Origin of the sequence: Methylobacterium sp. Leaf123 (assembly GCF_001423405.1) — a bacterium.
GTDB lineage: Bacteria > Pseudomonadota > Alphaproteobacteria > Rhizobiales > Beijerinckiaceae > Methylobacterium.
In genome coordinates this window covers 204,070-226,596 of the sequence record NZ_LMNS01000012.1, presented here as the reverse complement: position 1 = coordinate 226,596, position 22,527 = coordinate 204,070, and the positions used below count along the sequence as shown (strand labels likewise).

Sequence of the window (22,527 nt, the reverse complement as noted above, 5' to 3'; positions counted from 1 at the left end):
GGCCGTCGCCATGCCGTCACGGGCACTCATAGCGGAAGCGCCCGTTCGAAGGCGGCAGCTCGGCCAGACGGTCGAGACCGCGCCCCATGTCGCGGACGCCGGCCTCCCAGCGGTCGCGGATCGAGGAAGGGGAGAAGTCGAAGCTCTTCGAGGCGAGCTGATCCGCGCCGGCCTGATGGACGATGTGCAAGAGCGTCGCGGCGGGCCCGTCCGGGTCGAGCCGCTCGCGCAGGGCGTAGCTGCGCGCCAGTCCCGTCACCGCGCGCCGGGCAGCGCTGGCGAAGATGAGATCGTTGGCCCGTTCCAGCACCGCATCGAGCGAGCGCGGCCGGTCGGCCCGCAGGGAGAACAGATCGAGGGCGATGCAGAGCAGGTCGCGGGTCGGTTCGGGCTCGAACAGCGGATCGAGGGGCAGATTGTTGGTGTAGCCGGCATCGCACAGCATCCGGCCGTCGATCTCGACCGGGGGAAAGGCCGGCGGCAGGGCGGCGCTCGCCAGGATGTGCTCGGGCCGGATCGCCTGGCGGGTGTTGTCGAAGAAAACCTCCTCGCCGGTCGCCACATCGATGCAGGCGATGGTGAGCCGGATCTCGGCCCGGTTCAGGCGCTCGAAATCGACCAGACGCTCGAGCGTGGCGCGCAGGGGCCTGTGGTCGAACAGGGCGACGTCGTTGGGCACCCAGGGCAGGGCTGACCACAGGCCGGGATAGCGGTGCGTGAAGATGCTGGGCCGCCCCCAGGCCAGCGTCAGGAGCGAGTGGAGGGCGTTGTAGTACTGGCGCGGCTTCAGGAAATCGGTTCCCGAGAGGCCCGTGTGCAGGGTCGCCGCGTTCCAGAATTGGTGGAGCCGCTCGATCCGGTCCTCCGGCGCGTTACCGGCGATGATCGCTCCGGTGATGGCCCCCATCGAGGCGCCCACCATTCGGTCCGGCCGGATGCCGCGGGCCTGCAGAACCTCGAAGGCGCCGGCATGATAGGCCCCGAGCGCATTGCCGCCGCCGAACACGATGGCGGTGTCGCGCGGTTGGGAGAGTGTTGGCATCGACGGAACGGACCCTTTTGCTTCGCGGTGGCCCGAGCCAATCCGCGCCCGTTCGCAGGATCATCGTGGCCTCCCTCGCGCTCGGGCTAACCCGGCGGCCGGCCTTCCTGTTCGATCCATCGGGTCTGCGCGGGGCGGCGCTGCGGATGAAAGACGCAACCGGCCTGACGGCGCGGCGGCGTGTCGGGGTTGGACCGCGACCGGAGAGGGGTCACGTCCGTTCCGCCGCGAGGACATAAGCCACGATCGCGTTGGCGTGTCCGTGACCCATTCCATGGTCGGCCTTCAACATCGCGACCAAGTCCATGTGCTTGGCCGGAAGCCTCTTGCGCACGATCTCCTGCCAGGCGCTGATGGGACGCCCGTACTTTTTCTCGATGGAGGGAAAGTATGAGGCAGGTCCCTTGATCGGTTCAGCAGACACGTCGAGGCGGGCTCCGGGCGATGCGGATGGCTCTGCGGTTCGGTCACCGATGGCCCGCGCCGCAGAGCCATCTACAGGGCGATACGGGTCGCGCGTCAACGACTGCTCGGACTCGAAGGAGGCTCCTGGCAGGATCAGCCAATCGCGCTTCGAGCCTAGCGGAAATTCCGCGCCCGCACCGGCAGCGGGGCCTCACGCGGATCGGGGCGGGCGCTCTGGCCGGTCTCGTCGCCGCGGCCGGTGCGCAGGGTGATCGGCTCCTCGTCGATCCGCTGCAGCAGGCCGGAGCGGTCGAACAGCTCCACGGCCACGAGGTGGATCACGGCGCCGACCTGCTGCACCCGTCCGCGGCAGGCCATCAACCGCGCGCCGAGCACGACCCGGCGTTGCCGGTCGAACAGCTCGGGCCGGACGATCAGGTTGGCGATGCCGGTCTCGTCTTCCAGGGTCATGAACATCGTGCCCTTGGCCGAGCCCGGCCGCTGGCGCATCAGCACGATCCCGGCGACGACGATCTGCGCCCCGTTGCCCACCCGCTCGAGGGCCGCGCAGGGCCGGGCACCCAGAGCGGTAAGGGTCTCGCGCAGGAAGGCGAGGGGGTGGGCGCGCAGGCTAAGGCCCTTGGCGCAGTAATCGGCGACGACTTCGCCGACCGCGCTCATTGCCGGCAGCGATACCGCGGGCTCCGGTGCCTCGGGCTCGGACAGGGCGGCGAAGAGGGGCAGCGGCTCGGGTCGCAGGGCCTTGACCGCCCAGGCGGCTTCGCGCCGGTTGAGGCCGAGCGAGCGGAAGGCGTCGGCCCGCACGAGGCCGGTGAGGCTCGCCGCCGGCAGGCCGGTCCGGTCCGCCAACTCGGGCAGGGAGGCGAAGAGCCGTCCGCCACGTGCCGCCGCGAGACGCTGTCCATCCCGCTCGGACAGGCCGCCCGCGAGACGCAGGCCGAGGCGCACCGCGAACAGCTTTCGGTTCGAACCGAGCGACTCCAGGGTGCAGTCCCACTGCGAAAAATTCACGTCGAGCGGGCGGATCTCGACGCCGTGGGCGCGGGCATCGCGGACGATCTGTGCGGGAGCGTAGAAGCCCATCGGCTGCGCGTTCAGCAGCGCGGCGCAGAACACATCGGGATGGTGGCACTTCATCCACGACGAGGCATAGGCCAGGAGCGCGAAGGAGGCGGCGTGGCTCTCGGGGAAGCCGTAGGAGCCAAACCCTTCGAGCTGCTTGAAGGTGCGCTCGGCGAAGTCGCGCGCGTAGCCGTTGGCGACCATGCCCTCGACGAGGCGGGTCTGGAAGCGGTGGACGCCCCCCGTCATCTTGAAGGTCGCCATGGAGCGGCGCAGCTCGTCGGCCTCGGTGGCGGAAAAGCCGGCGCCGACCATCGCCACCTGCATCGCCTGCTCCTGGAACAGCGGCACGCCGAGGGTTTTTTTGAGCACCGCCTCCAGTTCGGGGGTCGGGTAGGTGATCTCCTCCAGGCCCTCACGGCGGCGCAGATAGGGATGGACCATGTCGCCCTGGATCGGACCGGGGCGCACGATCGCCACCTCGATCACGAGGTCGTAGAATTTCTCCGGCTTCATCCGCGGCAGCATCGCCATCTGCGCGCGGCTCTCGATCTGGAACACGCCGAGGGTGTCGGCGCGCCGGATCATCGCGAAGGTCGGCCTGTCATCCGGTGGGATCGAGGCGAGGTCGTGCGGGTCGTTCTTGACCTCGGCCAAGAGGTCGAAGGCGCGGCGCAGGCAGCCGAGCATGCCGAGCCCGAGCACATCGACCTTCATGAACTTCAGGGCGTCGATGTCGTCCTTGTCCCATTCGATGACCTGACGGTCAGCCATGGCCGCGGGCTCGACCGGCACCAGCTCGTCGAGCCGGTCGAGGGTCAGGACGAAGCCGCCGGGATGCTGCGAGAGGTGGCGCGGCGTGCCGATCAACTCGCGGGCGATCGCCAGCGTCAGGCGCAGGCGTCGGTCGTCGGGGTTGAGGTTGAGTTCGCGCAATTCGCGCTCGCCGACGCCCTCGCTGCTCCAAGACCAGGTCAGGCGGTTGAGGGCACCGGTCACGTCCTCGGGCAGGCCCATCACCTTGCCGACCTCGCGCAGGGCACCCCGCGAGCGGAAGCGGCTGACGATGGCGGTGAGCGCCGAGCGGTGGCGGCCGTAGGTCTCAAAGATCCACTGGATCACCTCCTCGCGGCGCTCGTGCTCGAAATCGACGTCGATGTCGGGCGGCTCGCGGCGCGCCTCCGAGACGAAGCGCTCGAACAACAGGTTCTGCCGCGTGGGATCGATCGAGGTGATGCCGAGGCAGAAGCAGACCGCGGAATTGGCCGCCGAGCCGCGCCCCTGGCACAGGATCTTCTCGCGGTTGGCGAAGGCGACGATGGATTCGACCGTGAGAAAGTAGGGCGCGTAGGCCAGCCGCCCGATCAGGTCGAGTTCGTGGTGCAACTGGCGCGTCACCGCCTCCGGCACGCCGGCCGGATAGCGCCGCGCCGCGCCGGCCCAGGTCAGGACGTCCAGGCGCTCCTGCGGCGAGAGCCCGTCCGCGCCGGCTTCCGTCGGGTAGGTGTAGGCGAGGTCATCCAGCGAGAAGGTGCAGGCCGCCGCGATCTCGCTGGCACGCGCCAGCGCCTCGGGAAAGCGCGCGAACAGGCGCGCGGTCTCGGCCGGGGGTTTGAGGAAGCGGTCGGCATGGCGCTCCTTGGCAAACCCCGCCCGGTCGATGGTGAGCCCGAGCCGGATGCAAGCCACCACGTCCTGAAGGCGGCGGCGCCCCGCGACATGGTAGAGGATGTCGCCGGTGGCGACGGTCGGCACCCGCGCGGCGCGGGCGGCGGCGGCCAAAGCGTCGAGCCGGTCCGCGTCGTCGGGGCGGAAGCGGCGGGTCAGCGCGAGGGAGGCGCGGGCACCAAACAGGCTCTTGAAGCGCACGAGATCGTTCGGAAGCGCCGGCCCCGGATGCTCGGCGAGCAGGATCGCGAAAAGCCCTTCCTGCCACGTCTCCAGATCGCGCCATGTCAGGCGGCAGCTTCCCTTGCCACCCCTGGCCTTGCCGAGACTCAGCAAGCGGCAGAGCCGGCCATAGGCGGCCCGGTCGGTAGGATAGACGAGCAAGGGTGAAGACAGATCGTCGAGGTCGAGCCGGCAGCCGACGACGAGGCGCACGCCCGTCACCTTCGCCGCCTGATGCGCTCGCACCATTCCGGCGAGCGAGCAGTGATCGGTGACGCCGAGCGCCGGGATGCCGAGCAAGCTGGCTGCGGAAAACAGCTCCTCCGGGCTCGATGCGCCGCGCAGGAAGGAGAAATGCGTCGTGACCTGAAGCTCCGGCGTGCTCATGCCGTGTCGCCCCGCTTCCGACCATGGTCAGACGCGAGGCGTCCGGCGGAGGCCCGCCGCCCCGCCGTCGCAGGGGCGAGCGGCGATGGATCATCGCGGGTCGGTGTCACGCCTCGCCGAGCCCGTGCAGCCACCAGCGCCCCTGCGCCTCCATCGGTCCGTCGCGGAACAGCCAGAAGCGCTCGCCGGCCTCCGTCTCGACCCGGTAATAATCGCGGGTCAGCTCGGCCTCCGCGTCCGCCACCCACCATTCGCCGAGAATGCGCTCCGGCCCGTCGGCCCGCGCGATGAGATGGCGGGTGTTGCGCCAGACGAAGAAGAGCGGCGGCGCGTCGGGAATCTCGGCCATCGCCATGACCGGCTCCGGCGGCGCCAGGAGGCGGGCCGGGCGCGGCAGGTCCGTGGGCCAGAGCGCGCCGAGGGGGGCGGCCAGAGCCGGCACGCGGCGCACCGCCCGCTCGGGCAGGTCGCTCTCCACGGGGGCCAGCCGATAGACGCGGGCGGCGCCGAGGCGCACCAGCAGGGTATCGACCAGGGCCGCGAGATCCGGCGCCTGCGGGCCAGCGGCGAGATGGGAATCCTGGCGCTCGGCCAGGGGCTCGACCCGCGAGGCGGAGAGCACCGCCTCCTCGATGCCGAAACCGGGATCGATCAGGGCGAGACGCTCGGCGAGCAGCCGGGCGAGGTGCCTAGCGTCGCGGCTCGGCCCCGCCGTGCCGATCCGGATCGCCTGATCGAGGCGATCGACGCGGGCGAAGACGAGGTCGAGCCGGCGCGCGCCGAGGCCGCGCCGCTCCAGCTCCGGCACGAGCCGGACGCAGAGGTCGGCGGCGACCCGTTCCAGGCTCTCGCGGGCGCCGACCGGCTCGGCAAAGCGCAACGCCACCCGCGGCGTCTCCGGTGCGGCCAGCGCCGTCAGCGGCTCCGGCGCGTGCCCGAGCGCCCGGTCGAGCCGGAACAGGATTTCGGCGCCGAAGCGCAGCCGCAAGGCCGCCCGCGGCTTGTCGCCGAGTTGGCCGATGCGGGTGAGGCCGACATCCTGAAGCGCCCGCACGGCCTCGAAGCCGAGCCGCAAAGCCGCCACCGGCAGGGGCGCCAGCACCCGCGCCGCGTCGCCGGACGGGACGATTCCCCCCTCGCCGAAGCGGGCCAGCCCCCAGGCGCAGCCCGGCGTGTCGGCGAGCGCGAGCCGCGCCGTGATGCCCGTCCGCTCAAGGCGGGCGGAGAGATCGGCGAGTAGGGGCGCCTCGCCGCCATGGAGATGGGCGGCGCCGGTGATGTCGATCAGCAGCCCGTCGGGCGGGTCGAGGGCGACGATCGGCGCGTAGCGCTGGCACCACAGGCCGAGCCGCGCCAGGGCCGCCGCATCCGCCTCGGGATCGGCGGGAACGAGGTGCAGGCCCGGCACCAGTGCCCCGGCATGGGCCGCACTCATGCCCGGCCGCAGTCCGAGGCGGCGGGCGGCGGCATCCACGCCGGCCAGCAGGCGCCGGGCCCCGTCCTGGGCCACGGTGGCGAGCGGCTCATCCGGCGGCGCGGTGCTGGACCCGCTCCGGCGCAGCCGGTCGGTCGGCCAGGACGGCAGGTACAGCGAGACGACCCTGCGCATCGCAAGCCTCCACGATCCAAGCCCCCGGCGCCCCACCACGGCAGCGCTGCAAGTCGAGCCGCCAGCGCGGCCGGCCCATTCGACGGTTCGTTCCTTCCGAAGGGGCGGGCGCCACCCGCCAGCGGGTTCGCGCGGCGCTGGGTTCGGGCTCTTCCGCCGAGCCCGCGCAGAGGCGGTGCACCACGAGCGCGGTGACGCCCGAGCCCTCCGCCGCGAGCTGGAGCCGGCGGGAAGGGGTGAGCGTCATGCGGGTCAATTCGCCGACGACGCCGGCCAGCCCGCGATGGCGCAGGCCCTCCTCCATGGCGGGCAGCACCTCGGCATCGCGCCAGGTCTCGCAATAGACCACCCGGTCGGGATGCAGCCCGACCCGGGCGAGGGCGGGCGCGAACAGGTCGCGGCTGTGCAGGCACCACAGCACCGGCCCGTCGAGCCGGGCGAGGATGCCGCCGGCAAACAGCACGGCGGTGGCGGCGTAGCGCCCGCGCGGGCCACCCTCATGGATCTGGTGGAGCGCCCCGAGGCCCAACCCGCCCCCGGGCAGCGCCGCGTCGAGCCCTGGAACCCCAAAGGGTAGAGTGCGCGTATCCGCCGGTTCGCTCCCGGCCCCGGTGCGGTCCGTCAGTCGGCGAAGCGCGGCGAGCGTCGGCACGTCGGGGGAGCGGGGAGGGGGCATGGGCTCGGGTTCGAAGGGGCTCGGGAGGACACTGTTCAGAACAAACAGTGAACGCACCTGAGCCGTAACCCGTCAACCGCTCTCGCGTTGCCATCCCTGTTGAAAATACGGATTTTATTCCGACCGCACACTTGACCCCGGTTCGGTGGGGTCAGCGGCCCATCAAGCCCTGCACGTAGAGCGGGTGCGACGGCTTATCTCACGCAAAACCGCATGCCGACCCGACTTGAGAGCAACAAATCCGCGCGCTGTTGCCCCTGAACGACAGACGTTTGCCCGCGCCGTTCTATCGTATTGTCTGCCGGGGACTTTGCCGGAGGATGTCGTGTGGGATGCGCAGTCTGCGTTTTTCCCGCGAGCTCTCTAGATTTATCAGGGTCATGAGTGACCAGTCATGAGTGACGCACGACCCACAGGCCGCCGGCCCGTCATTCTCGTCGTCGAGGATGAACCCGACGAGCGCTACCTCGCGGCCGAGCTGCTGGAGGAGAAGGGCTTCGAGGTCATAGAGGCCGAGACGGCCGAGCGCGCGCTCGACATCCTGCATCAGCGGGGCGACGGGATCGACGTGGTGTTCTCGGATGTACGCACGCCGGGCACGATCGGCGGCTTCGAACTCGCGCGGATCATCGGCGTGACGTGGCCGCGCATCCGCCTGCTGCTGACTTCGGGCGATGCGGGCGACCAGCCGAGCGATCTGCGCGTCACCGCGACCTTCATGCCCAAGCCCTGGCGGGCCCCGGAAATCCTGACCTGGCTCGAAGAGGCCGCGGGGCTCAGGGAGCCGCCGGAAGGTTAGACCGACCGGATCCATCGCGACATCAGACGCCCCTCTCCCCGCAAGCGAGGAGAGGGGAAAACGGCTTTACGCCGCCGCGACGGTCGCCTTCACGATCCGGTCCGGATCGCGCACGGGCTCGCCGCGCTTGATCGTGTCGACCACTTCCATCCCCTCGATCACCTTGCCCCACACCGTGTACTGACGGTCGAGGAAGCGCGCGTCGGAAAAGCAGATGAAGAACTGCGAGTTCGCCGAGTGCGGGAAGTTGGTGCGCGCCATGGAGCAGGTGCCGCGCACATGCGGCTCGGCGTTGAACTCGGCGTTGAGGTCGGGCAGCTCCGAACCGCCCGAGCCGGTGCCGGTCGGGTCGCCGGTCTGGGCCATGAAGCCGTCGATGACGCGGTGGAACGGCACGCCGTCGTAGAAGCCCTGGGTCGTCAGCGTCTTGATCCGCTCGACATGGTTGGGGGCGAGGTCGGCGCGCAGCGCGATGACGACGCGGCCCTTGGTGGTCTCCAGAACGATGGTCTCGTTCGTCTCTGCCATGAGTTAAATTCCCTGTCCTTTAGGTCCGTCGTAGATGAAGCGCAGCGCCAGGGGGCGCCCCGCGATGGCTCCGCCGAGAGCCGGGGTGAGCCGGACCGGCGTGCAGCGGGCGATCGCGTCGAGCGTCGCCCGAATCAGGATGTCCCGGGCCCTGGTATCGCCCGGCGTGTTCGCAAACGGCGTCTTGGCGAAGGTGATCTGCGGCGTGCCGATCACCGAGCCGTCCCGGCGCAGGGAGAGACGCGCCGTGATCTCCGCGCGCTCGAACCGGCTGAGCCCTTCGGGCGCCTTCCAGCAGGCGGCGAGGGCCGGGTAGAGCGCCTTCAGGGTATCGGCCGGGGCCGCCGCCGTGTCACCGGCGGGCCGCGGCACATACTGCGTACCCCGCAAGGTTTGGGGCAGGGTGCGCCAGGGTTCAAGGCCGCCGAACGCATCGGCCTCGCCCGCCATGATCGGGGCGATCGGGGCAAGGCAAGCCGCGAGGATGCAGACCCCGCGGCGCGATGGCCGGCGGGCCGCTATTGGCCGCCTCCGGCGAGCGTCATCTTCACGATCTTGTCGGGGTTCTGCACGGAGCCGTTATCGGCCTTGGAGCCCTTCTTGATCTTGTCGACCACGTCCATGCCCGAGGTGACGACGCCGACGACGGTGTAGTTGTTGTTCAGGAAGTCCGCGTCGCCGAGGCAGATGAAGAACTGCGAGTTGGCCGAGTTCGGGCTGCCCGAACGGGCCATGCCGACCGTGCCGCGCTTGAACGGCGCGGCGGAGAACTCGGCGGGAATGTTGGGCAGGGTGGAGCCGCCGGTGCCGTTGCCCTTGGGATCGCCCGTCTGGACCATGAAGCCGTCGATGACGCGGTGGAACTTCAGGCCGTCGTAGAAGCCCTGACCGATCAGCGTCTTGAGCTGCTTGACGTGCTTGGGCGCGATCTCCGGGCGCAGCTCGATCGTGACCTGCCCGTCCTTGGTCTCGAGAAGCACGGTGTTCTCGCCGGCCCGCGCCGGGGCGGCGAGGAGCATGGCGGAGAGGGCGAGTCCGAGGACGGCGTGGCGGCGATTCATGCGGTCTAAAGCTCCGTAGTGGGGATCAGGATTTGGCGAAGCGGGCGGCGAGCCGCGCGGCAACGACCGGCGGCACGAAAGGGGAGACGTCACCGCCCATCGCCGCGATCTGACGCACCAGGGTCGCGGTGATCGGGCGCACGCCGGTGGAGGCGGGCAGGAACACGGTCTGGACCTCGGGCGCCATCGCGCCGTTCATTCCGGCAAGCTGCATCTCGTAATCGAGGTCGGTGCCGTCGCGCAGCCCCCGGATGAACAGGCGCGCCCCGCAGCGCCGGGCGGCCGTGACGGCGAGATCGTCGAAGGTGACGACTTCGAGGCTGGCACCCTCGGCCGTCGCGAGCGGTTCGCAGGTCTCGCGCAGCAGGCTGGCGCGCTCCTCGGCGGTGAACAGCGGCGCCTTGCCCGGATGCACGCCGATGGCCAGCACCAGCCGCGGCACGAGGCGGCAGGCCTGTCGCACCACGTCGAGATGGCCGTTGGTGACCGGATCGAAGGAACCGGCATAGAGCGCTGTACGGGTCGTCACGGGAACGGGCCTAGAGCATTTTCCCCACAAACGGAACCGCCACCAACGGAAACGGGCGCCCCGGAGGGCGCCCGCTCGAACGAGATGGGTCTGGGATGGAAGAAGGCTCCGCCGGTCTGCCGGCTTAGTACGAGCCGAACCCGAAGTTCAGGCCGACGCGGGCCAGAGCGCCCTCGGTGCGGGATTCGATGTTGTAGCCGACGCCGGGGCCGCCCCGGCTGGGGATCAGCACCGTGCGGCTGCCGAGGTCGTAGCGCAGATACTCGGCCTTGACCGTCATCTGCAGGGACCCGGTGAGATCCAGGAAGGAATTGGCCGGGATCGCGTACTCGATGCCGCCGCCATAGGCGTAGCCGGTCTCGAGACCGGAGCGGGAGCCGGCATAGGTCACCGGCGTCCCCGTGCGGAAGACCGCGGCCAGCGTGGTGGTGCCGTAGGCGAAGCCGCCGGTGCCGTAGACCAGGACGCGGTCGAAGGCGTAGCCGACACGGCCGCGCACGGTGCCGAGGAAGTCGAGATCGGCGGCGTAGACGTTGCGCAGGACGTTCGGGTTGATGGCGGGGCGGAAGATCGTCTCGGTGCGGCTGCGCGCCAGATCGAGGTACTGCGCGTCGGTCTCGAAGCCGAAGACGAAGCCGGTGCCCGGCGTGAGCTGGAAGTTGTAGCCGGCCTGGCCACCGAAGCTGAACCCGTCCTTCGGCAGAGCGACGTTGGCGCGGCGCAGGTCGTTGGTCACGTTGGCCTGGAGCGCACCGATGCCGGTGGTCCGCAGCGTGTCACTCTCGGTGTAGGCGTAGCCGCCGTTGGGACCGAAATAGGCGCCCGTCCACGCGAAAACGGGGATCGGCGTGAAGAGCGGCGCCGCGGCGCGGGGCGGCAGATCGGCGGCCAGCGCAGTCCCGGAGAGAAGGATGCCCGCGAGGCTGGAGAGAGTCAGGGAGGTGCGCAAGGCTCGAACCGAAGGTGTGAGGAAAGCCACGCTTTCTCTACCAACGGTTGGGCATGGAAACTATGATATAACCGCAACACTGATGTTGTGAAGCCAACACTCGATCATGACTAGTACCGAATACTGTAATTCAGAAAATAATCCCTGATCACAAAATTTTGATCGGCACCGCGTGTCGGGCGGCGGAGGGGGCCCGTTTCGCCCCCTCCGCCGCCCCTTCGATCAGACGGCCTCTTCGCCGTCGCCGTTCTCATCCTCACCCTCGATGTGCTCCACCGAGACGACACGCTCGGCCTTGTCGGTGTTGAACACCGTCACGCCCTGCGAGGCGCGGCCGACGATGCGGATGTCGTCCACCGGCACGCGGATGAGCTGGCCGGCATTGGTGACCAGCATGATCTGGTCCGAGGCCTCCACGGGGAAGGACGCGACGAGGTTGCCGTTGCGGGCATTGACCCGCATCGCGGTGATGCCTTTGCCGCCGCGGCCCGAGGTCCGGTACTCGTACGACGAAGAGCGTTTGCCGAAGCCGCGATCGGACAGGGTCAGCACGAACTGCTCCGCCGCGCCCATCTCGTTATAGCGCTCCAGCGAGATCGCCGTGGCCTCCGGGGTCTCCTCGGCCTCGGCCGGCTCGGCCTCCGCCTCGCCCGCATCGCCGATCACCGCCCGGCGCATCTTGAGATAGCCGGCCCGCTCCTCGGGGGAGGCGTCGAAGGCGTTGAGAATCGCCATCGAGATGACCTTGTCGTCCTTGGCCAGGTTGATCCCGCGCACGCCGGTCGAATCGCGGCCCTTGAAGACGCGCACATCCTCGACGGGGAAGCGGATGCACTGGCCGAGGGCGGTGGTGAGCAACACGTTCTGCTCCGGCCGGCAGATCTCGACATGGACAATGTGGTCGCCCGGATCGAGCTTCATCGCGATCTTGCCGTTGCGGTTCACGGTGGTGAAGTCGGACAGCTTGTTGCGGCGGACATTGCCGGAGGCGGTGGCGAACATCACGTCGAGCGTATCCCAGGACGTCTCGTCCTCGGGCAGCGGCATGATGGTCGAAATACGTTCGCCCTCGTTCTGCAGGTGCAGAATGTTGACGAGCGCCTTGCCCCGGGCGTTCGGCGCGGCCATCGGCAGGCGCCAGACCTTCTCCTTGTAGGCCTGGCCCTGGTCGGAGAAGAACAGCACCGGCGTATGGGTGCTGGCCACGAACAGCCGGGTGACGAAATCCTCGTCGCGGGTCGCCATGCCGGAGCGGCCCTTACCGCCGCGGCGCTGCGCCCGGTAGGTCGAGAGCGGCACGCGCTTGACGTAGCCGGCATGGGACACGGTCACGACCATGTCCTCGCGGGCGATCAGATCCTCGTCCTCGACGCTGAAATCGGAATCGATGATCTCGGTCTTGCGCGGGGTGGCGAAGAGCGCGCGCACCTCGGCCAGTTCCGTTTTCACGATCGCCTGGATGCGGGCGCGCGAACGCAGGATGTCGAGATAATCGGCGATCTCGTCGGCGAGCTTCTTCAACTCGTCGCCGACCTCGTCACGGCCGAGGGCGGTGAGGCGCTGCAGGCGCAGGTCGAGGATCGCGCGGGCCTGGATCTCCGAGAGCCGGTAGGTGCCGTCCTCGGCCACCCGGTAGCGCGGATCGTCCACCAGCGCGATCAGCGGGGCGATGTCGTGGGCCGGCCAGTCGCGGGCCATCAACGCCTCGCGGGCGGTGTTCGGGTCCGGCGAGGTGCGGATCAGGCGGATCACCTCGTCGATATTGGCGACCGCGATGGCCAGACCACACAAGACGTGGGCGCGTTCGCGCGCCTTGTTCAGCAGGAACTTGGTACGCCGGGAGACGACCTCCTCACGGAAGTCGTTGAAGGCCAGCAGCAGGTCCTTCAGGTTCATCAGCTCGGGGCGGCCGCCGTTCAGCGCCACCATGTTGCAGCCGAACGAGGATTGAAGCGGCGTGTAGCGGTAGAGCTGGTTCAGCACGACCTCGGCCATGGCGTCGCGCTTGATCTCGACGACGATGCGCATGCCGTCGCGGTCGGATTCGTCGCGCAGGTCCGAGATGCCCTCGACGCGCTTTTCCTTGACGAGCTCGGCGATCTTCTCGACCAGCGTCGCCTTGTTCACCTGATACGGGATCTCGGTGAAGATCAGCGCCTCGCGCTCCTTGCGCAGCTCCTCGACATGCGACTTCGCCCGCATGATGATCGAGCCGCGGCCCGTGGCGTAGGCCTGCCGGGTGCCCGCGCGGCCGAGGATGAGACCGCCGGTCGGGAAGTCGGGACCGGGCACGATCTCGTTGAGCGCCTCGATCGTCAGGCTCTGATCGTCGATGAGGGCGATGCAGGCGTCGATCAGCTCGCCGAGATTGTGCGGCGGGATGTTGGTGGCCATGCCCACCGCGATGCCGCCCGCGCCGTTGACCAGCAGGTTCGGGAAGCGGGCCGGCAGGACGGTCGGCTCCTCGTGCTCCCCGTCATAGTTCGCCTGGAAATCGACGGTGTTCTTGTCGATGTCCGAGAGGAGCGCGCTGGCGGGCTTGGCCAGGCGCGATTCGGTGTAGCGCATGGCCGCGGCCGGATCGCCGTCGACCGAGCCGAAATTGCCCTGCCCGTCGATGAGCATCAGGCGCATCGAGAAGTCCTGGGCCATGCGGACCAAGGCGTCGTAGATCGATTGGTCGCCGTGCGGATGGTACTTACCGATCACGTCGCCGACGATGCGGGCCGACTTGACGTAGCGGCGCTCGGGCAGGTGCCCGCTCTCATGCGCCGCGAACAGGATGCGCCGGTGCACCGGCTTGAGGCCGTCGCGCGCATCGGGCAGCGCGCGGCTCACGATCACGCTCATCGCGTAATCGAGGTAGGATCGGCGCATCTCGTCGGTGATGGAGACGGGCTTGATGTCGGTCGCGGGCGGGGGCGTGCCGGCGCCGGGTTGGTCGTTGTCGTCTGCCAACGTCGCTCTCTCGATCTACTGTTCGTTCCGACCGGAATCGGAAACATCGCGGACCCGGTCCCGCGGCCGATCCCACCCGCGCCCTCATCCCGAGATGCCCGCCGAGATGCCCGCGAAATCGGGCCTCGAAGGATCCTCCAGTTCGCGTGCGATCCCTGGAGGATCCTTCGAGGCCTTTGCTCGCGCTTCGGCACCTCGGGATGAGGGGAGGGGCAGGATAGCCGTGGCCGACCAAAGGCCGTCGTCTCAGTTACTTAAATATGAATTCCGAGGGGCTTGCACAACATCCGCGCGCCTCCCAACGGTGCGTTGCCGGCTGCTCAGGAAAGCCGCGCCAGAAGCGCCTCGGCCGCGGCCAGATCTTCCGGCGCGTTGAGGTTGAGGAAGGGGTCCACCGGCTCCACCGGCCAGGAGGCCACCGCTGCCCCGTGCCGCTCGATGAAGCCGCCGACGCGCCGCTCGCCCGCAACGAGCCAGCCGCGCAGATCCGCGCGCAGGGCGACCGGCCAGAGGGCGCTGGTGAAGTGGCGCCGCTCGCCCGAGGCCGCGAGCGCAATCGGCTTACCCTCCGCCGCGGCGGCCGCCACGAGTCGGGTCACGAAATCCTGGGGTAGGAAGGGCGCGTCGCCCGGCACGCTGACGATGTGGGTCAGGCCGGCTCCTTCGGCGGCTTCCAGACCGGCGAGGATGCCGGCGAGCGGCCCCGGATGGTCCGGCACGGTGTCGGGCAGGACGGCTCCGGCGAACACCGCCCGGAAACGGGCTGGATCGCCGTTGGCGCTGAGCGCGAGCCCACCCGCGCATTGCGGGCCGAGCCGCTCGGCGACCCGCTCCAAGAGGGTGCGTCCGGCAAGCGGGCGCAGGGGCTTGTCGCCCCCGCCCATCCGCCGCGACAGGCCGCCGGCCAGGATCAGGCCCAAGAGACCCGACGCGGCGACCGGAGCGGAACTCACTCGATGACGATCTTCGGCGCCGCGCGGCCGGCCGGCGCGCCGCTGAGGTTGGCCCAGAGCTTCTGAGCGATCTCGCGGTAGATCTTGGCCTGCGGCCCGTCCGGATCGGTCGCGACCACGGGGCGTCCGGCATCCGAGGTCTCACGGATCGCCATGGTAAGCGGGATCTCGCCGAGGAAGGGCACCTCCAGGCGCTCGGCCTCGTGGCGGGCGCCGCCATGGCCGAAGATTGCCGAGGCCGCCCCGCAATTCGGGCAGATGAAGGTCGCCATGTTCTCGATCACGCCGAGGATCGGCACCGAGACCTTGCGGAACATCGTCACCCCGCGACGCGCATCGATCAGCGCCAGATCCTGCGGCGTCGAGACGATGACGGCGCCCGACAGGGGTGTGGCCTGGGCCATGGTGAGCTGCGCGTCGCCGGTGCCGGGGGGCATGTCCACGATGAGCACGTCGAGTTCGCCCCAGGCCACGTCGCGCAGCATCTGGGTGATGGCTGACTGCACCATCGGCCCGCGCCAGATCATCGCCGATTCCGGCTCGATCAGCAGGCCGATCGACATGGCTTTCAGCCCGTAGGCCTGGAGCGGCTCCAGGGTCTTGCCCTCGATCACCCGCGGCTTGCCGGACAGCCCCAGAAGCTTGGGCACCGACGGACCGTAGATGTCGGCATCGAGCAGGCCGACCTTGAGGCCCTGCGCGCTCAAGCCGAGGGCGAGGTTGCAGGCGGTGGTCGATTTGCCGACGCCGCCCTTGCCCGAGGCCACCGCCACGATGTGGCGCACGCCCGGCAACGCGTTGCCCTGGCGCGGCGGGGCACCGGGAGCGCCGGCCGGTGGACGCGGGGCCGCGCCGGGCGCCGGCGGGTTGGGCGCCCGCTCCGAGGTCAGGCTCGCGAGCACGCTCGACACGCCGGACAGGGCCAGCACGCGGCCTTCCGCCTCGCGCCGCACCGGCTCGAACCGCTCGGCCTCGCTCGGATCGATTCGGATCGAGAACATCACCCGGTTGCCGGGGTCGATCACCACCTGCGAGAGGCGGCCGGAATCGGGCAGGGTGGTGTCGCCGCGATCGACCGTGACAGTCGAGAGCGCCTTCAGCACGTCGTCGCGCGTGATCGCCAAAACTCAAGCTCCATCGGGCGCCGGGGCGGGCCATCCCGCTTCCGACCATCTAACCACCCTTGCGCCAAACGCCAGCCTTCACGCCGTGTTCTCAGCGTCGCCGTCCCGGCGGAATGGCGATCAAGTTGCATTCTTCCATCGGCCCGCGCACGATCGAGCCGTCGCCGCGCCGATAGACGCCGCGGCGCACATGCCGGCAGCCGTTGGGGCCACGCAGCCGCTTCACCCGCTCGATATGGACGCTGCGGTAGCGCCGGTTCGAGAATTCGTGGCCGCCGATGCGCACGCCGGAGCCGAAGCGCACCTCGGCAGAGGCCGGCCAAGCGGCGGCGACCAGCAGCAGGGCCAGCAGCGCAACCCTCATTCCATTCCCCCCACTCTCCGGCAAAGCTTCGTCCGCCCCCTGAACCAAGATCGAACTCGCCCGTTGTCGAGGCAATCGCCGGGCAGCGGACCCTCGACGGGGCCTTCTCACCGACAGGGCCCCTCAGCCTGCCCGGCTCACGCCATTGACGACAGACGGAGTACGGATCTCATGCACCAGGGCAACCATCGCGACCACGAGGGCGCGAAGAAGCTCTTCGAGCTGGTCAAGGACGTCAAGGTCGCGATGCTGACCACCGCCGACCAGGACGGGACGCTCAACAGCCGCCCGATGTGGAACAACGAGATCGACGAGAACGGCGACGTTTGGTTCTTCACCAAGCTGCACAGCCCGAAGACCGCCGAGATCGGCCGCGATCATCAGGTGAACCTCTCCTATTCCGATCCGTCGAGCCAGACCTACGTCTCGATCGCCGGCAAGGCCGAGGTGATCCGCGACCAGAAGCTCATCGACGAGAAGTGGCAGGAGAGCCTCAAGACCTGGTTCCCCAACGGCAAGGACGACCCCGAGGTCGGCCTGATCCGCATCCATCCCGAGAAGGGCGAGTACTGGGACAGCCCGTCCTCCACGATGGTCCACCTCTACGGCTACGTGAAAGCCTCGCTCACCGGCGAGAGCCCCAAGACCGAGACCAAGAAGGTCGACCTCGCCTGAGTCTCATCCGGGCATGGGCCTCGCGGCCCATCCCATCCCGTTCGGCGTCCCTGCCTCCGGTGGGGGCGCCTTTTTTGTCATGACGCCCCGCGCCCGCCGACGTTGATCGCCGGGGCGATCCGCCCCAAGCTCGGGCGACACTCCCCGAACACGGACGGCCCATGATCGACCTCGCGAAGCGGGTCTACGACCACAATTTCCGCATCGACCCGATCGTGCGCTCGCTGCTCGATACGGATTTCTACAAGCTGCTGATGGCGCAGATGATTTTTCGCCGTCACCGCAACCTGCGCGTCAGCTTCGGAATCCAGAACCGCACCCGGAGCGTGCGGGTGGCCGACGAGATCGACCTTGGGGAGCTGCGGGCGCAGCTCGACCATGCCCGCACGATCCGCTTGAGCCGGGGCGAATCCACCTGGCTTCGCGGCAACACCTTCTACGGCCGCCGCCAGATCCTCTCCTCCGAGTTCATGGCGTGGTTCGAAGCGTTTCGCCTGCCGGACTACGAGCTGGAAGTCCGCGACGGGCAGGTGGCGCTGACCTTCCACGGCCCCTGGGTCGAGACCACGATGTGGGAGGTGCCGGCCCTGGCGATCCTCAACGAGATGCGCTCCCGCGCGGTGCTGCGGGACCTCGGCAAGTTCGATCTACAGGTGCTCTATGCCCGCGCCATGACCCGCGTCTGGGAGAAGATCGAACGCCTGAAGCGCCTGCCCGACCTCTCCATCGCCGATTTCGGCACGCGCCGCCGCCACGGCTTCCTGTGGCAGGATTGGTGCGTGCAGGCGATGCGCGAAGGCTTGGGCGAGCGGGCCTTCCTCGGCACCTCGAACTGCCTGATCGCCATGCGGCGCGAGGTCGAGGCGGTGGGCACCAACGCCCACGAACTGCCGATGGTCTATGCCGCACTCGCGGGCGACGACGATGAGGCCCTGGCGGCCGCGCCCTACGCGGTGCTCGCCGATTGGCAGCAGGACTATGCCGGCAACCTGCTGGTGGCCTTGCCCGACACCTACGGCACCACCGGTTTCCTGGCCAACGCACCCGACTGGCTCACCGCCTGGACCGGCATCCGCATCGACTCGAAGGAGCCGATCGCGGGTGGCGAAGAGGCGCTCGCCTTCTGGGAATCACGGGGCTGCGACCCGCGCGAAAAGCTGGCGATCTTCTCCGACGGGCTCGACATCGACGACATCGAGGCCATCCACGCCCATTTCCACGGCCGGATGCGGATCGGCTACGGCTGGGGCACCCGGCTGACCAACGATTTCCGCGGCCTCGTGCCGGACGGCCGCCTCGATCCGATCTCGGTGGTCTGCAAGGTCACGGAGGCCGAGGGCCGCCCGACGGTGAAGATCTCGGACAATCCGAGCAAGGCCCAGGGACCGGCGGCGGAGGTGGAGCGCTACAAGCGGGTGTTCGGGGTGGGGGAGCAGGCGGCGTTGGCCGTGGCGGTGTGAAGGCCTGTCGATCCCTCAGGCCCGTTGCCAGGGATCGACCACGGGGATGCCGCAGCCCGTAAAGCCGCCCGCATCTCGGGTCGCGATATGGAATCCTGCGGCAGCCGAGACAGCGGCGATGAGAGCGTCAAAGCCCGCGATGGAACGCCCCGCCTCGTGCCGTCGAGCGACGATCCGTGCGTAGTGATCCGCGGCGTCATCGTCGAACGGGAGAACATGCCCGGCAAACTCGGTTGCGAAGATGGCCGTGATCGCAGCCTGGATGTCGTCGCGACGTCGGCCCCGCGGCAGAAGGGCGGCACCGTAGAGAAGCTCGGCTCGGTTGATGCTCGTTGTGTAAAGTGCTGATCGTGGCTGTGCGGCGAGCCATGTGAGCACGAGCGGATCAGGAGCCGGCCGCATCAGCTCGGAGATGACGTTCGTGTCGAGGACGATCATTCCTCGAAACGCGGCGGCTCACGGAGCAGCACGGCCGGGTGTTCGTCCAGTTCGATCCCGCCGAGATGCGCCACACGGCGGCGGATCGCCTCCGCGAGATCGAGACCCGTACCGTCCTCCGCACGCAGACTTTCCTGAAGGATCGCCTCCGCTTCAGCCTCAGGCGAACGACCGCTGCGGGCCGCACGAATCGTCAGCCGCTCCCGAAGCGTCCCAGCGGGATCGCGGATGGTGAGAGTGGAGGGGCGTGGAGCAGCCATCCCGCTTTTGTAGGAACGATCGCAGGAGCCCGCAACGATCGCGCGAAACGGCGCCGGGCTTTCCGCCCGGCGCCGCCCTCACGATGTTGCCGCCTCCGCAGCCGCCTTCGCCGCCCACTTCGCCGCCGCCTTGCGCTTCCACGGCGCGTCGGCCTCCCAGTCGCCGGCCATGATGCAGCCATAGGGCTCCACCGTGTCGACCACCTCGGCCAGATCGTATTGGGCGATCTGGGCCCGCACGCTGCCTGCGTCCTTGTAGGCGCCCGGCAGTTCCGAGAGGTCCGGCTTTCCGCAGAAGAAGCGCACGTCGATGCCCTCGGGCAAAACGGGCGCGTTCGCGCGCAGAAAGGCCGAGCGGCTCATGTTGCGGCCCGCCCCGTGCGGGGCGAAGCCGAGCGAGGCCGCCTTGTCGCGGTGGCGGGCGATCAGGATCGGCTCGGCCATGTTGAGCGGGATCAGCGTGCGCCCGTCATCGTCGGCCGAGAACCCCTTCCACGACGGGGTCGCCCCCTTGCCGTGGTAGTAGAGCCCGTCGTCGCGGCGGAAGACGAAGTTGTGCTCGTTCCAGAACCGGTCCGCGACGGCATTGCCGATTTGACGCGCCACGAGGTCGTGGAGCGCGAAATGGCTCGCCTTGGTCCAGTCCCGCACGATCTGCAGCGCCTCCCAATAGGCCCGGCCGTCACCGGATTCCGCCTTGATCCAGGCGTTGTGCGCCGGAACCCGCGGGGCGACGATCGCCGTGTGCCGACGCGCGACGGCCATGCCCTTCTTGTAGAGCTGGGCCCCGAGCCCGCGCGAGCCGTGATGGGTCACGAGCGCCACCTGCCCGGTCGAGGCGAGGTGCCCGACAGAGGCGAAGTGGTTGCCATCACCCTGGCTGGCGAAGTGGCCGACCGCCAGCCCCGCGAACTCGGCGAGGAAGCGATTGCCCGCAACCCCCGCCATCACCGCGTCCGGCGGCGCGACCGCGCCCTTTCGGCCACCGGGACCGAAATGCGTGACCGCCTGGATCGCATCGAGCACGCGCTTCGGATCGTCGGCCCGGCGAAACACGGTGATCGCCACCGAGCAGCAGATATCGGCCGAGTGGAAGCCCGGATGGATCGCGTCCTCGCAGGCGACCGCGCCACCCACGGGGATCGTGCCCTCCACCATGCCCGACGGGCAGGCATCCGGCATCAACGCGCCCCGAACGATGGTCGGCACCCGCATGAGCGCGTCCATTTGCGCGATCACCGCGGCCTTGTTCGCCCGCTCGGCCTCCGTCTGGGCGTCGAGGAAGACGCCGAATTCGAGGCCGTTCGTGCGCATCGGACGCGCGTGGGTGGCCGGGTCGAGGGTGGTCAGATGCGCGCGGATCGCCGCGTCGTCGGCGCCCTCGCTGCGCAGGGCGTTGGCGATGGGCACCGCCGGCTTGAACCATTCGCCCGGCTGGAAGCCCCAAGCGATGAAATCGCGTCCGTTGATCGCGGTCATGATGCCGCTCCGTCTTCTTGAATCTTGGGGACCGGGGCGGACGGCTCGCTGTGAACCGTCCGCCCCTCTCGATTGCGCATCGTCCTCGTCCGAAAGCCGGAGGCCACCTTTCGGGACGATGCCGCTCATCATCCGCGGATGAAGTCCGCGATCAGCGCGGGCGCCGCCGTGTCGAAGCCGACGACGTCGAGCATGCCGGCGTCGTTCGGGTCGGCGATGCTGAAGCCGTTGGAGACGAGCCCCACGACCACGAGCTTGGCCGGAATCCCGGTCTTCTCCCGGTATTCCCGCAGCGCCTCGACCGGGTGGACCGGGCCGGCCCAGGTCTCCGAGTCCGTGTAGACCACGAACGCGTCGGCCCGGACGCCCCGCTCCAGCGCCCACCGCATCGGCAGCGAACAATCCGTCCCGCCGAAGGGCAGGTCGTCGGTCGCCGCCACCGCCTGGTCGAGCCGCATCGACGGCCCGATCGGCAGGGCGGTCAGCGCCGCCCCCTGGCTCCAGGACTGTCCGGCCTCGGCCGTGAAGCCGAGAACCTGCCAGTGCTCCTCCGTCGCCGCGGTGACGAGCGCCATCGCGGCGGCCGCCTCGCGGGGCGTCAGGACAGAGCCCGCGACCGAGCCGCAGCTCATCGAGCCGGAGACGTCCAGCGCCAGCACGAGACGCCGGCCCGTGGGCTCGACGTTTCCGAACGCGGTGTAGAACGCCGCGTTCAGCGCCTCGACGATGGCCGCCACCGGCTCCCAGGAGAGCCGGCCGCGCTGGCCGTGCCCGGACGCGTAGGTCCGCAGCGCCACCAGCAGCGCCATCGGGTGCAGGCGCGCCTTCAACAGGCGCTCCCGGTCCGACAGCACGCCGACCACGTGCGCGGTCGCCGCGGTGAAGGGCACGAGCGCCCCCGAAGCGGTGAGCCGGCCGAGCTGGCGCACGAGGGCACCGACCGGCATGCGCTCGATCAGGGCCTCGTTCACCGCGCGGCTCGTCATCAGCCCCGTCGGCAGCGCCTCCCAAGGCAGATCGTGCGTGCGCACCTGCGCCGCCGCGAAAGCCCCGTCGACACCCTCCGCCTGCAGGCAGGTGAAGGCGTGGACGAGGGCGGGAGTCTCCTCGGTCAGCGTGCCGCGGCAGATCCAGTCGAACAGCGCCTTGCGCGCCGGCTCGTCCGTCTCCGGATGCGCCAGCCGCAGGAGGTCGCGGTGCGACCAGCCCTGACGGGACCGGTACTTCACCGCCTGGTAGGCGAGCGCCTCCACCGGACGCGCCCGGTACCAGTCGCCGACCGCGCGCCGGAGCGCCCGGCCCCAGCCGCGCATCGCCTCGACGGCGCCCGCGAACTGGAACAGGTGCGTGCCGGTGCGGCAGACCCGGGGCAGGGCGGCGAGCGCCAACCGACGGGTCGCCTCCGCTTCCGCGGAAGCCGCGAGCGCGAGGGCGAAGATCGCCGGATCCTGCTTCGGAGCCCGGCCCGCCTCGCTCATCGCGACGATGACCGCGACCGCCCGCGCCCCGTCCTCGGCAATGCAGCGCATCACCGCGACCGCGTTCTCCCGAGAGAGCGTCCGCTCGCCCGCGTAGTAGGAGCCGCCCTCCGCGCCGAGCACGAGGAAGCGGTCGAGCCGCGCCCAATCGCTCACCGCGAAGACATGGCCACCGGCCGAATTCGGCACGGTACCGGGAAGGGGCTCCGACTGCGGGGTGCGCCGGAGCGAGAACAGCTTTCCATAGTTCAACATTGCTCGCTCCTCTCTCCGCGGGGCTTTCTAGGGACTTTCCCCGAGGCTTGTTGCGGCGCGCGGCGGTGACTCGTGCGAAGGGGTCCAGCACCTTGCAGCGCTCGAGGTTCGAACCTCAGGACCCG

Annotated in this window: 21 protein-coding genes; 3 read left to right on the top strand and 18 right to left on the bottom strand. The window is 69.5% G+C overall.

Annotated features, from left to right (window positions below; translation table 11 throughout):
- Positions 1-16: 16 nt before the first annotated feature.
- The 5 genes from ASF53_RS10740 to ASF53_RS10720 form a co-directional block, all read right to left on the bottom strand.
- A complete protein-coding gene (locus tag ASF53_RS10740) occupies positions 17-1,042 on the bottom strand; it encodes a patatin-like phospholipase family protein (RefSeq protein WP_056197768.1) in 1,026 nt (341 codons plus the stop codon).
- A 211-nt stretch (positions 1,043-1,253) separates the two neighbouring features.
- A complete protein-coding gene (locus ASF53_RS10735) occupies positions 1,254-1,466 on the bottom strand; it encodes a DUF4287 domain-containing protein (RefSeq protein ID WP_056197766.1) in 213 nt (70 codons plus the stop codon).
- Positions 1,467-1,621: 155 nt separating this feature from the next.
- Positions 1,622-4,807, bottom strand: coding sequence for an error-prone DNA polymerase (locus tag ASF53_RS10730; RefSeq protein WP_056197763.1), 3,186 nt, complete (start codon positions 4,805-4,807; stop codon positions 1,622-1,624).
- 106 nt (positions 4,808-4,913) lie between these two features.
- Positions 4,914-6,416 (bottom strand): DUF6504 family protein, encoded by a 1,503-nt coding sequence (locus tag ASF53_RS10725; RefSeq protein WP_056197761.1) that lies wholly within the window; start codon positions 6,414-6,416, stop codon positions 4,914-4,916.
- Positions 6,331-7,092, bottom strand: coding sequence for an ImuA family protein (locus ASF53_RS10720; RefSeq protein ID WP_056197759.1), 762 nt, complete (start codon positions 7,090-7,092; stop codon positions 6,331-6,333). The genes ASF53_RS10725 and ASF53_RS10720 overlap by 86 nt, the downstream gene beginning before the upstream one ends.
- 394 nt (positions 7,093-7,486) lie before the next feature.
- Between ASF53_RS10720 and ASF53_RS10715 the strand changes: the two genes are divergently transcribed.
- Positions 7,487-7,891, top strand: a complete 405-nt coding sequence (locus ASF53_RS10715; protein WP_003604678.1) for a response regulator — start codon at positions 7,487-7,489, stop codon at positions 7,889-7,891.
- Between the two features lie 66 nt (positions 7,892-7,957).
- Here ASF53_RS10715 and ASF53_RS10710 read toward each other — a convergent pair whose 3' ends face one another.
- From ASF53_RS10710 to ASF53_RS10670, 9 genes are all read right to left on the bottom strand, one after another.
- Positions 7,958-8,419 (bottom strand): peptidylprolyl isomerase, encoded by a 462-nt coding sequence (locus ASF53_RS10710; RefSeq protein WP_012255637.1) that lies wholly within the window; start codon positions 8,417-8,419, stop codon positions 7,958-7,960.
- Between the two features lie 3 nt (positions 8,420-8,422).
- A complete protein-coding gene (locus ASF53_RS10705) occupies positions 8,423-8,869 on the bottom strand; it encodes a UCP034077 family protein (RefSeq protein ID WP_056197756.1) in 447 nt (148 codons plus the stop codon).
- A 68-nt stretch (positions 8,870-8,937) separates the two neighbouring features.
- Positions 8,938-9,480, bottom strand: coding sequence for a peptidylprolyl isomerase (locus tag ASF53_RS10700; protein ID WP_056197754.1), 543 nt, complete (start codon positions 9,478-9,480; stop codon positions 8,938-8,940).
- Positions 9,481-9,505: 25 nt separating this feature from the next.
- On the bottom strand, positions 9,506-10,009 hold the full coding sequence (gene coaD / locus ASF53_RS10695; RefSeq protein ID WP_056197752.1) for a pantetheine-phosphate adenylyltransferase: 504 nt from the start codon (positions 10,007-10,009) through the stop codon (positions 9,506-9,508).
- Positions 10,010-10,133: 124 nt separating this feature from the next.
- Positions 10,134-10,958 (bottom strand): outer membrane protein, encoded by an 825-nt coding sequence (locus ASF53_RS10690; protein WP_056197750.1) that lies wholly within the window; start codon positions 10,956-10,958, stop codon positions 10,134-10,136.
- 222 nt (positions 10,959-11,180) lie between these two features.
- Positions 11,181-13,916, bottom strand: coding sequence for a DNA gyrase subunit A (gene gyrA, locus ASF53_RS10685; RefSeq protein ID WP_056197748.1), 2,736 nt, complete (start codon positions 13,914-13,916; stop codon positions 11,181-11,183).
- 320 nt (positions 13,917-14,236) lie between these two features.
- Positions 14,237-14,869, bottom strand: a complete 633-nt coding sequence (mobA, locus tag ASF53_RS10680) for a molybdenum cofactor guanylyltransferase MobA (RefSeq protein ID WP_286134319.1) — start codon at positions 14,867-14,869, stop codon at positions 14,237-14,239.
- Entirely contained in the window at positions 14,866-15,993 is a 1,128-nt protein-coding gene (locus tag ASF53_RS10675) for an Mrp/NBP35 family ATP-binding protein (protein WP_056197746.1), read from the bottom strand. Before ASF53_RS10675 ends, mobA begins: the two co-directional genes overlap by 4 nt.
- Before the next feature lie 91 nt (positions 15,994-16,084).
- Complete coding sequence (locus tag ASF53_RS10670) at positions 16,085-16,357, bottom strand: hypothetical protein (RefSeq protein ID WP_056197744.1); 273 nt, start codon at positions 16,355-16,357, stop codon at positions 16,085-16,087.
- A gap of 171 nt (positions 16,358-16,528) precedes the next feature.
- On the opposite strand from ASF53_RS10670, the gene ASF53_RS10665 reads away from it, so the two are divergent.
- The gene (locus tag ASF53_RS10665) at positions 16,529-17,032 is read left to right on the top strand and encodes a pyridoxamine 5'-phosphate oxidase family protein (RefSeq protein WP_056197742.1); all 504 of its coding nucleotides are present in this window, start codon (positions 16,529-16,531) and stop codon (positions 17,030-17,032) included.
- Positions 17,033-17,193: 161 nt separating this feature from the next.
- A complete protein-coding gene (locus tag ASF53_RS10660) occupies positions 17,194-18,492 on the top strand; it encodes a nicotinate phosphoribosyltransferase (protein WP_056197739.1) in 1,299 nt (432 codons plus the stop codon).
- 15 nt (positions 18,493-18,507) lie between these two features.
- Here the strand turns inward: ASF53_RS10660 and ASF53_RS10655 are convergent, their stop codons facing one another.
- The 4 genes from ASF53_RS10655 to ASF53_RS10640 form a co-directional block, all read right to left on the bottom strand.
- The gene (locus ASF53_RS10655) at positions 18,508-18,930 is read right to left on the bottom strand and encodes a type II toxin-antitoxin system VapC family toxin (protein ID WP_056197738.1); all 423 of its coding nucleotides are present in this window, start codon (positions 18,928-18,930) and stop codon (positions 18,508-18,510) included.
- Positions 18,927-19,190 carry a FitA-like ribbon-helix-helix domain-containing protein gene (locus tag ASF53_RS10650; protein ID WP_056197735.1) on the bottom strand — a complete coding sequence of 88 codons (264 nt, stop codon included), beginning with the start codon at positions 19,188-19,190 and terminating at the stop codon, positions 18,927-18,929. The genes ASF53_RS10655 and ASF53_RS10650 overlap by 4 nt, the downstream gene beginning before the upstream one ends.
- A 78-nt stretch (positions 19,191-19,268) precedes the next feature.
- A complete protein-coding gene (locus tag ASF53_RS10645; RefSeq protein ID WP_200943207.1) occupies positions 19,269-20,669 on the bottom strand; it encodes an RtcB family protein in 1,401 nt (466 codons plus the stop codon).
- Positions 20,670-20,797: 128 nt separating this feature from the next.
- Positions 20,798-22,402 (bottom strand): TROVE domain-containing protein, encoded by a 1,605-nt coding sequence (locus ASF53_RS10640; protein ID WP_056197733.1) that lies wholly within the window; start codon positions 22,400-22,402, stop codon positions 20,798-20,800.
- Positions 22,403-22,527 lie beyond the last annotated feature (125 nt).

Bases quoted from the DNA above. Each gene is read 5' to 3' on its own strand.
- ASF53_RS10740 (WP_056197768.1), bottom strand. From the start codon at position 1,042: ATGCCAACACTCTCCCAACCGCGCGACACCGCCATCGTGTTCGGCGGC.
- ASF53_RS10730 (WP_056197763.1), bottom strand. From the start codon at position 4,807: ATGAGCACGCCGGAGCTTCAGGTCACGACGCATTTCTCCTTCCTGCGC.
- ASF53_RS10725 (WP_056197761.1), bottom strand. From the start codon at position 6,416: ATGCGCAGGGTCGTCTCGCTGTACCTGCCGTCCTGGCCGACCGACCGG.
- ASF53_RS10720 (WP_056197759.1), bottom strand. From the start codon at position 7,092: ATGCCCCCTCCCCGCTCCCCCGACGTGCCGACGCTCGCCGCGCTTCGC.
- ASF53_RS10715 (WP_003604678.1), top strand. From the start codon at position 7,487: ATGAGTGACGCACGACCCACAGGCCGCCGGCCCGTCATTCTCGTCGTC.
- ASF53_RS10710 (WP_012255637.1), bottom strand. From the start codon at position 8,419: ATGGCAGAGACGAACGAGACCATCGTTCTGGAGACCACCAAGGGCCGC.
- ASF53_RS10705 (WP_056197756.1), bottom strand. From the start codon at position 8,869: ATGGCGGGCGAGGCCGATGCGTTCGGCGGCCTTGAACCCTGGCGCACC.
- ASF53_RS10700 (WP_056197754.1), bottom strand. From the start codon at position 9,480: ATGAATCGCCGCCACGCCGTCCTCGGACTCGCCCTCTCCGCCATGCTC.
- ASF53_RS10670 (WP_056197744.1), bottom strand. From the start codon at position 16,357: ATGAGGGTTGCGCTGCTGGCCCTGCTGCTGGTCGCCGCCGCTTGGCCG.
- ASF53_RS10665 (WP_056197742.1), top strand. From the start codon at position 16,529: ATGCACCAGGGCAACCATCGCGACCACGAGGGCGCGAAGAAGCTCTTC.
- ASF53_RS10660 (WP_056197739.1), top strand. From the start codon at position 17,194: ATGATCGACCTCGCGAAGCGGGTCTACGACCACAATTTCCGCATCGAC.
- ASF53_RS10655 (WP_056197738.1), bottom strand. From the start codon at position 18,930: ATGATCGTCCTCGACACGAACGTCATCTCCGAGCTGATGCGGCCGGCT.
- ASF53_RS10650 (WP_056197735.1), bottom strand. From the start codon at position 19,190: ATGGCTGCTCCACGCCCCTCCACTCTCACCATCCGCGATCCCGCTGGG.
- ASF53_RS10645 (WP_200943207.1), bottom strand. From the start codon at position 20,669: ATGACCGCGATCAACGGACGCGATTTCATCGCTTGGGGCTTCCAGCCG.
- ASF53_RS10640 (WP_056197733.1), bottom strand. From the start codon at position 22,402: ATGTTGAACTATGGAAAGCTGTTCTCGCTCCGGCGCACCCCGCAGTCG.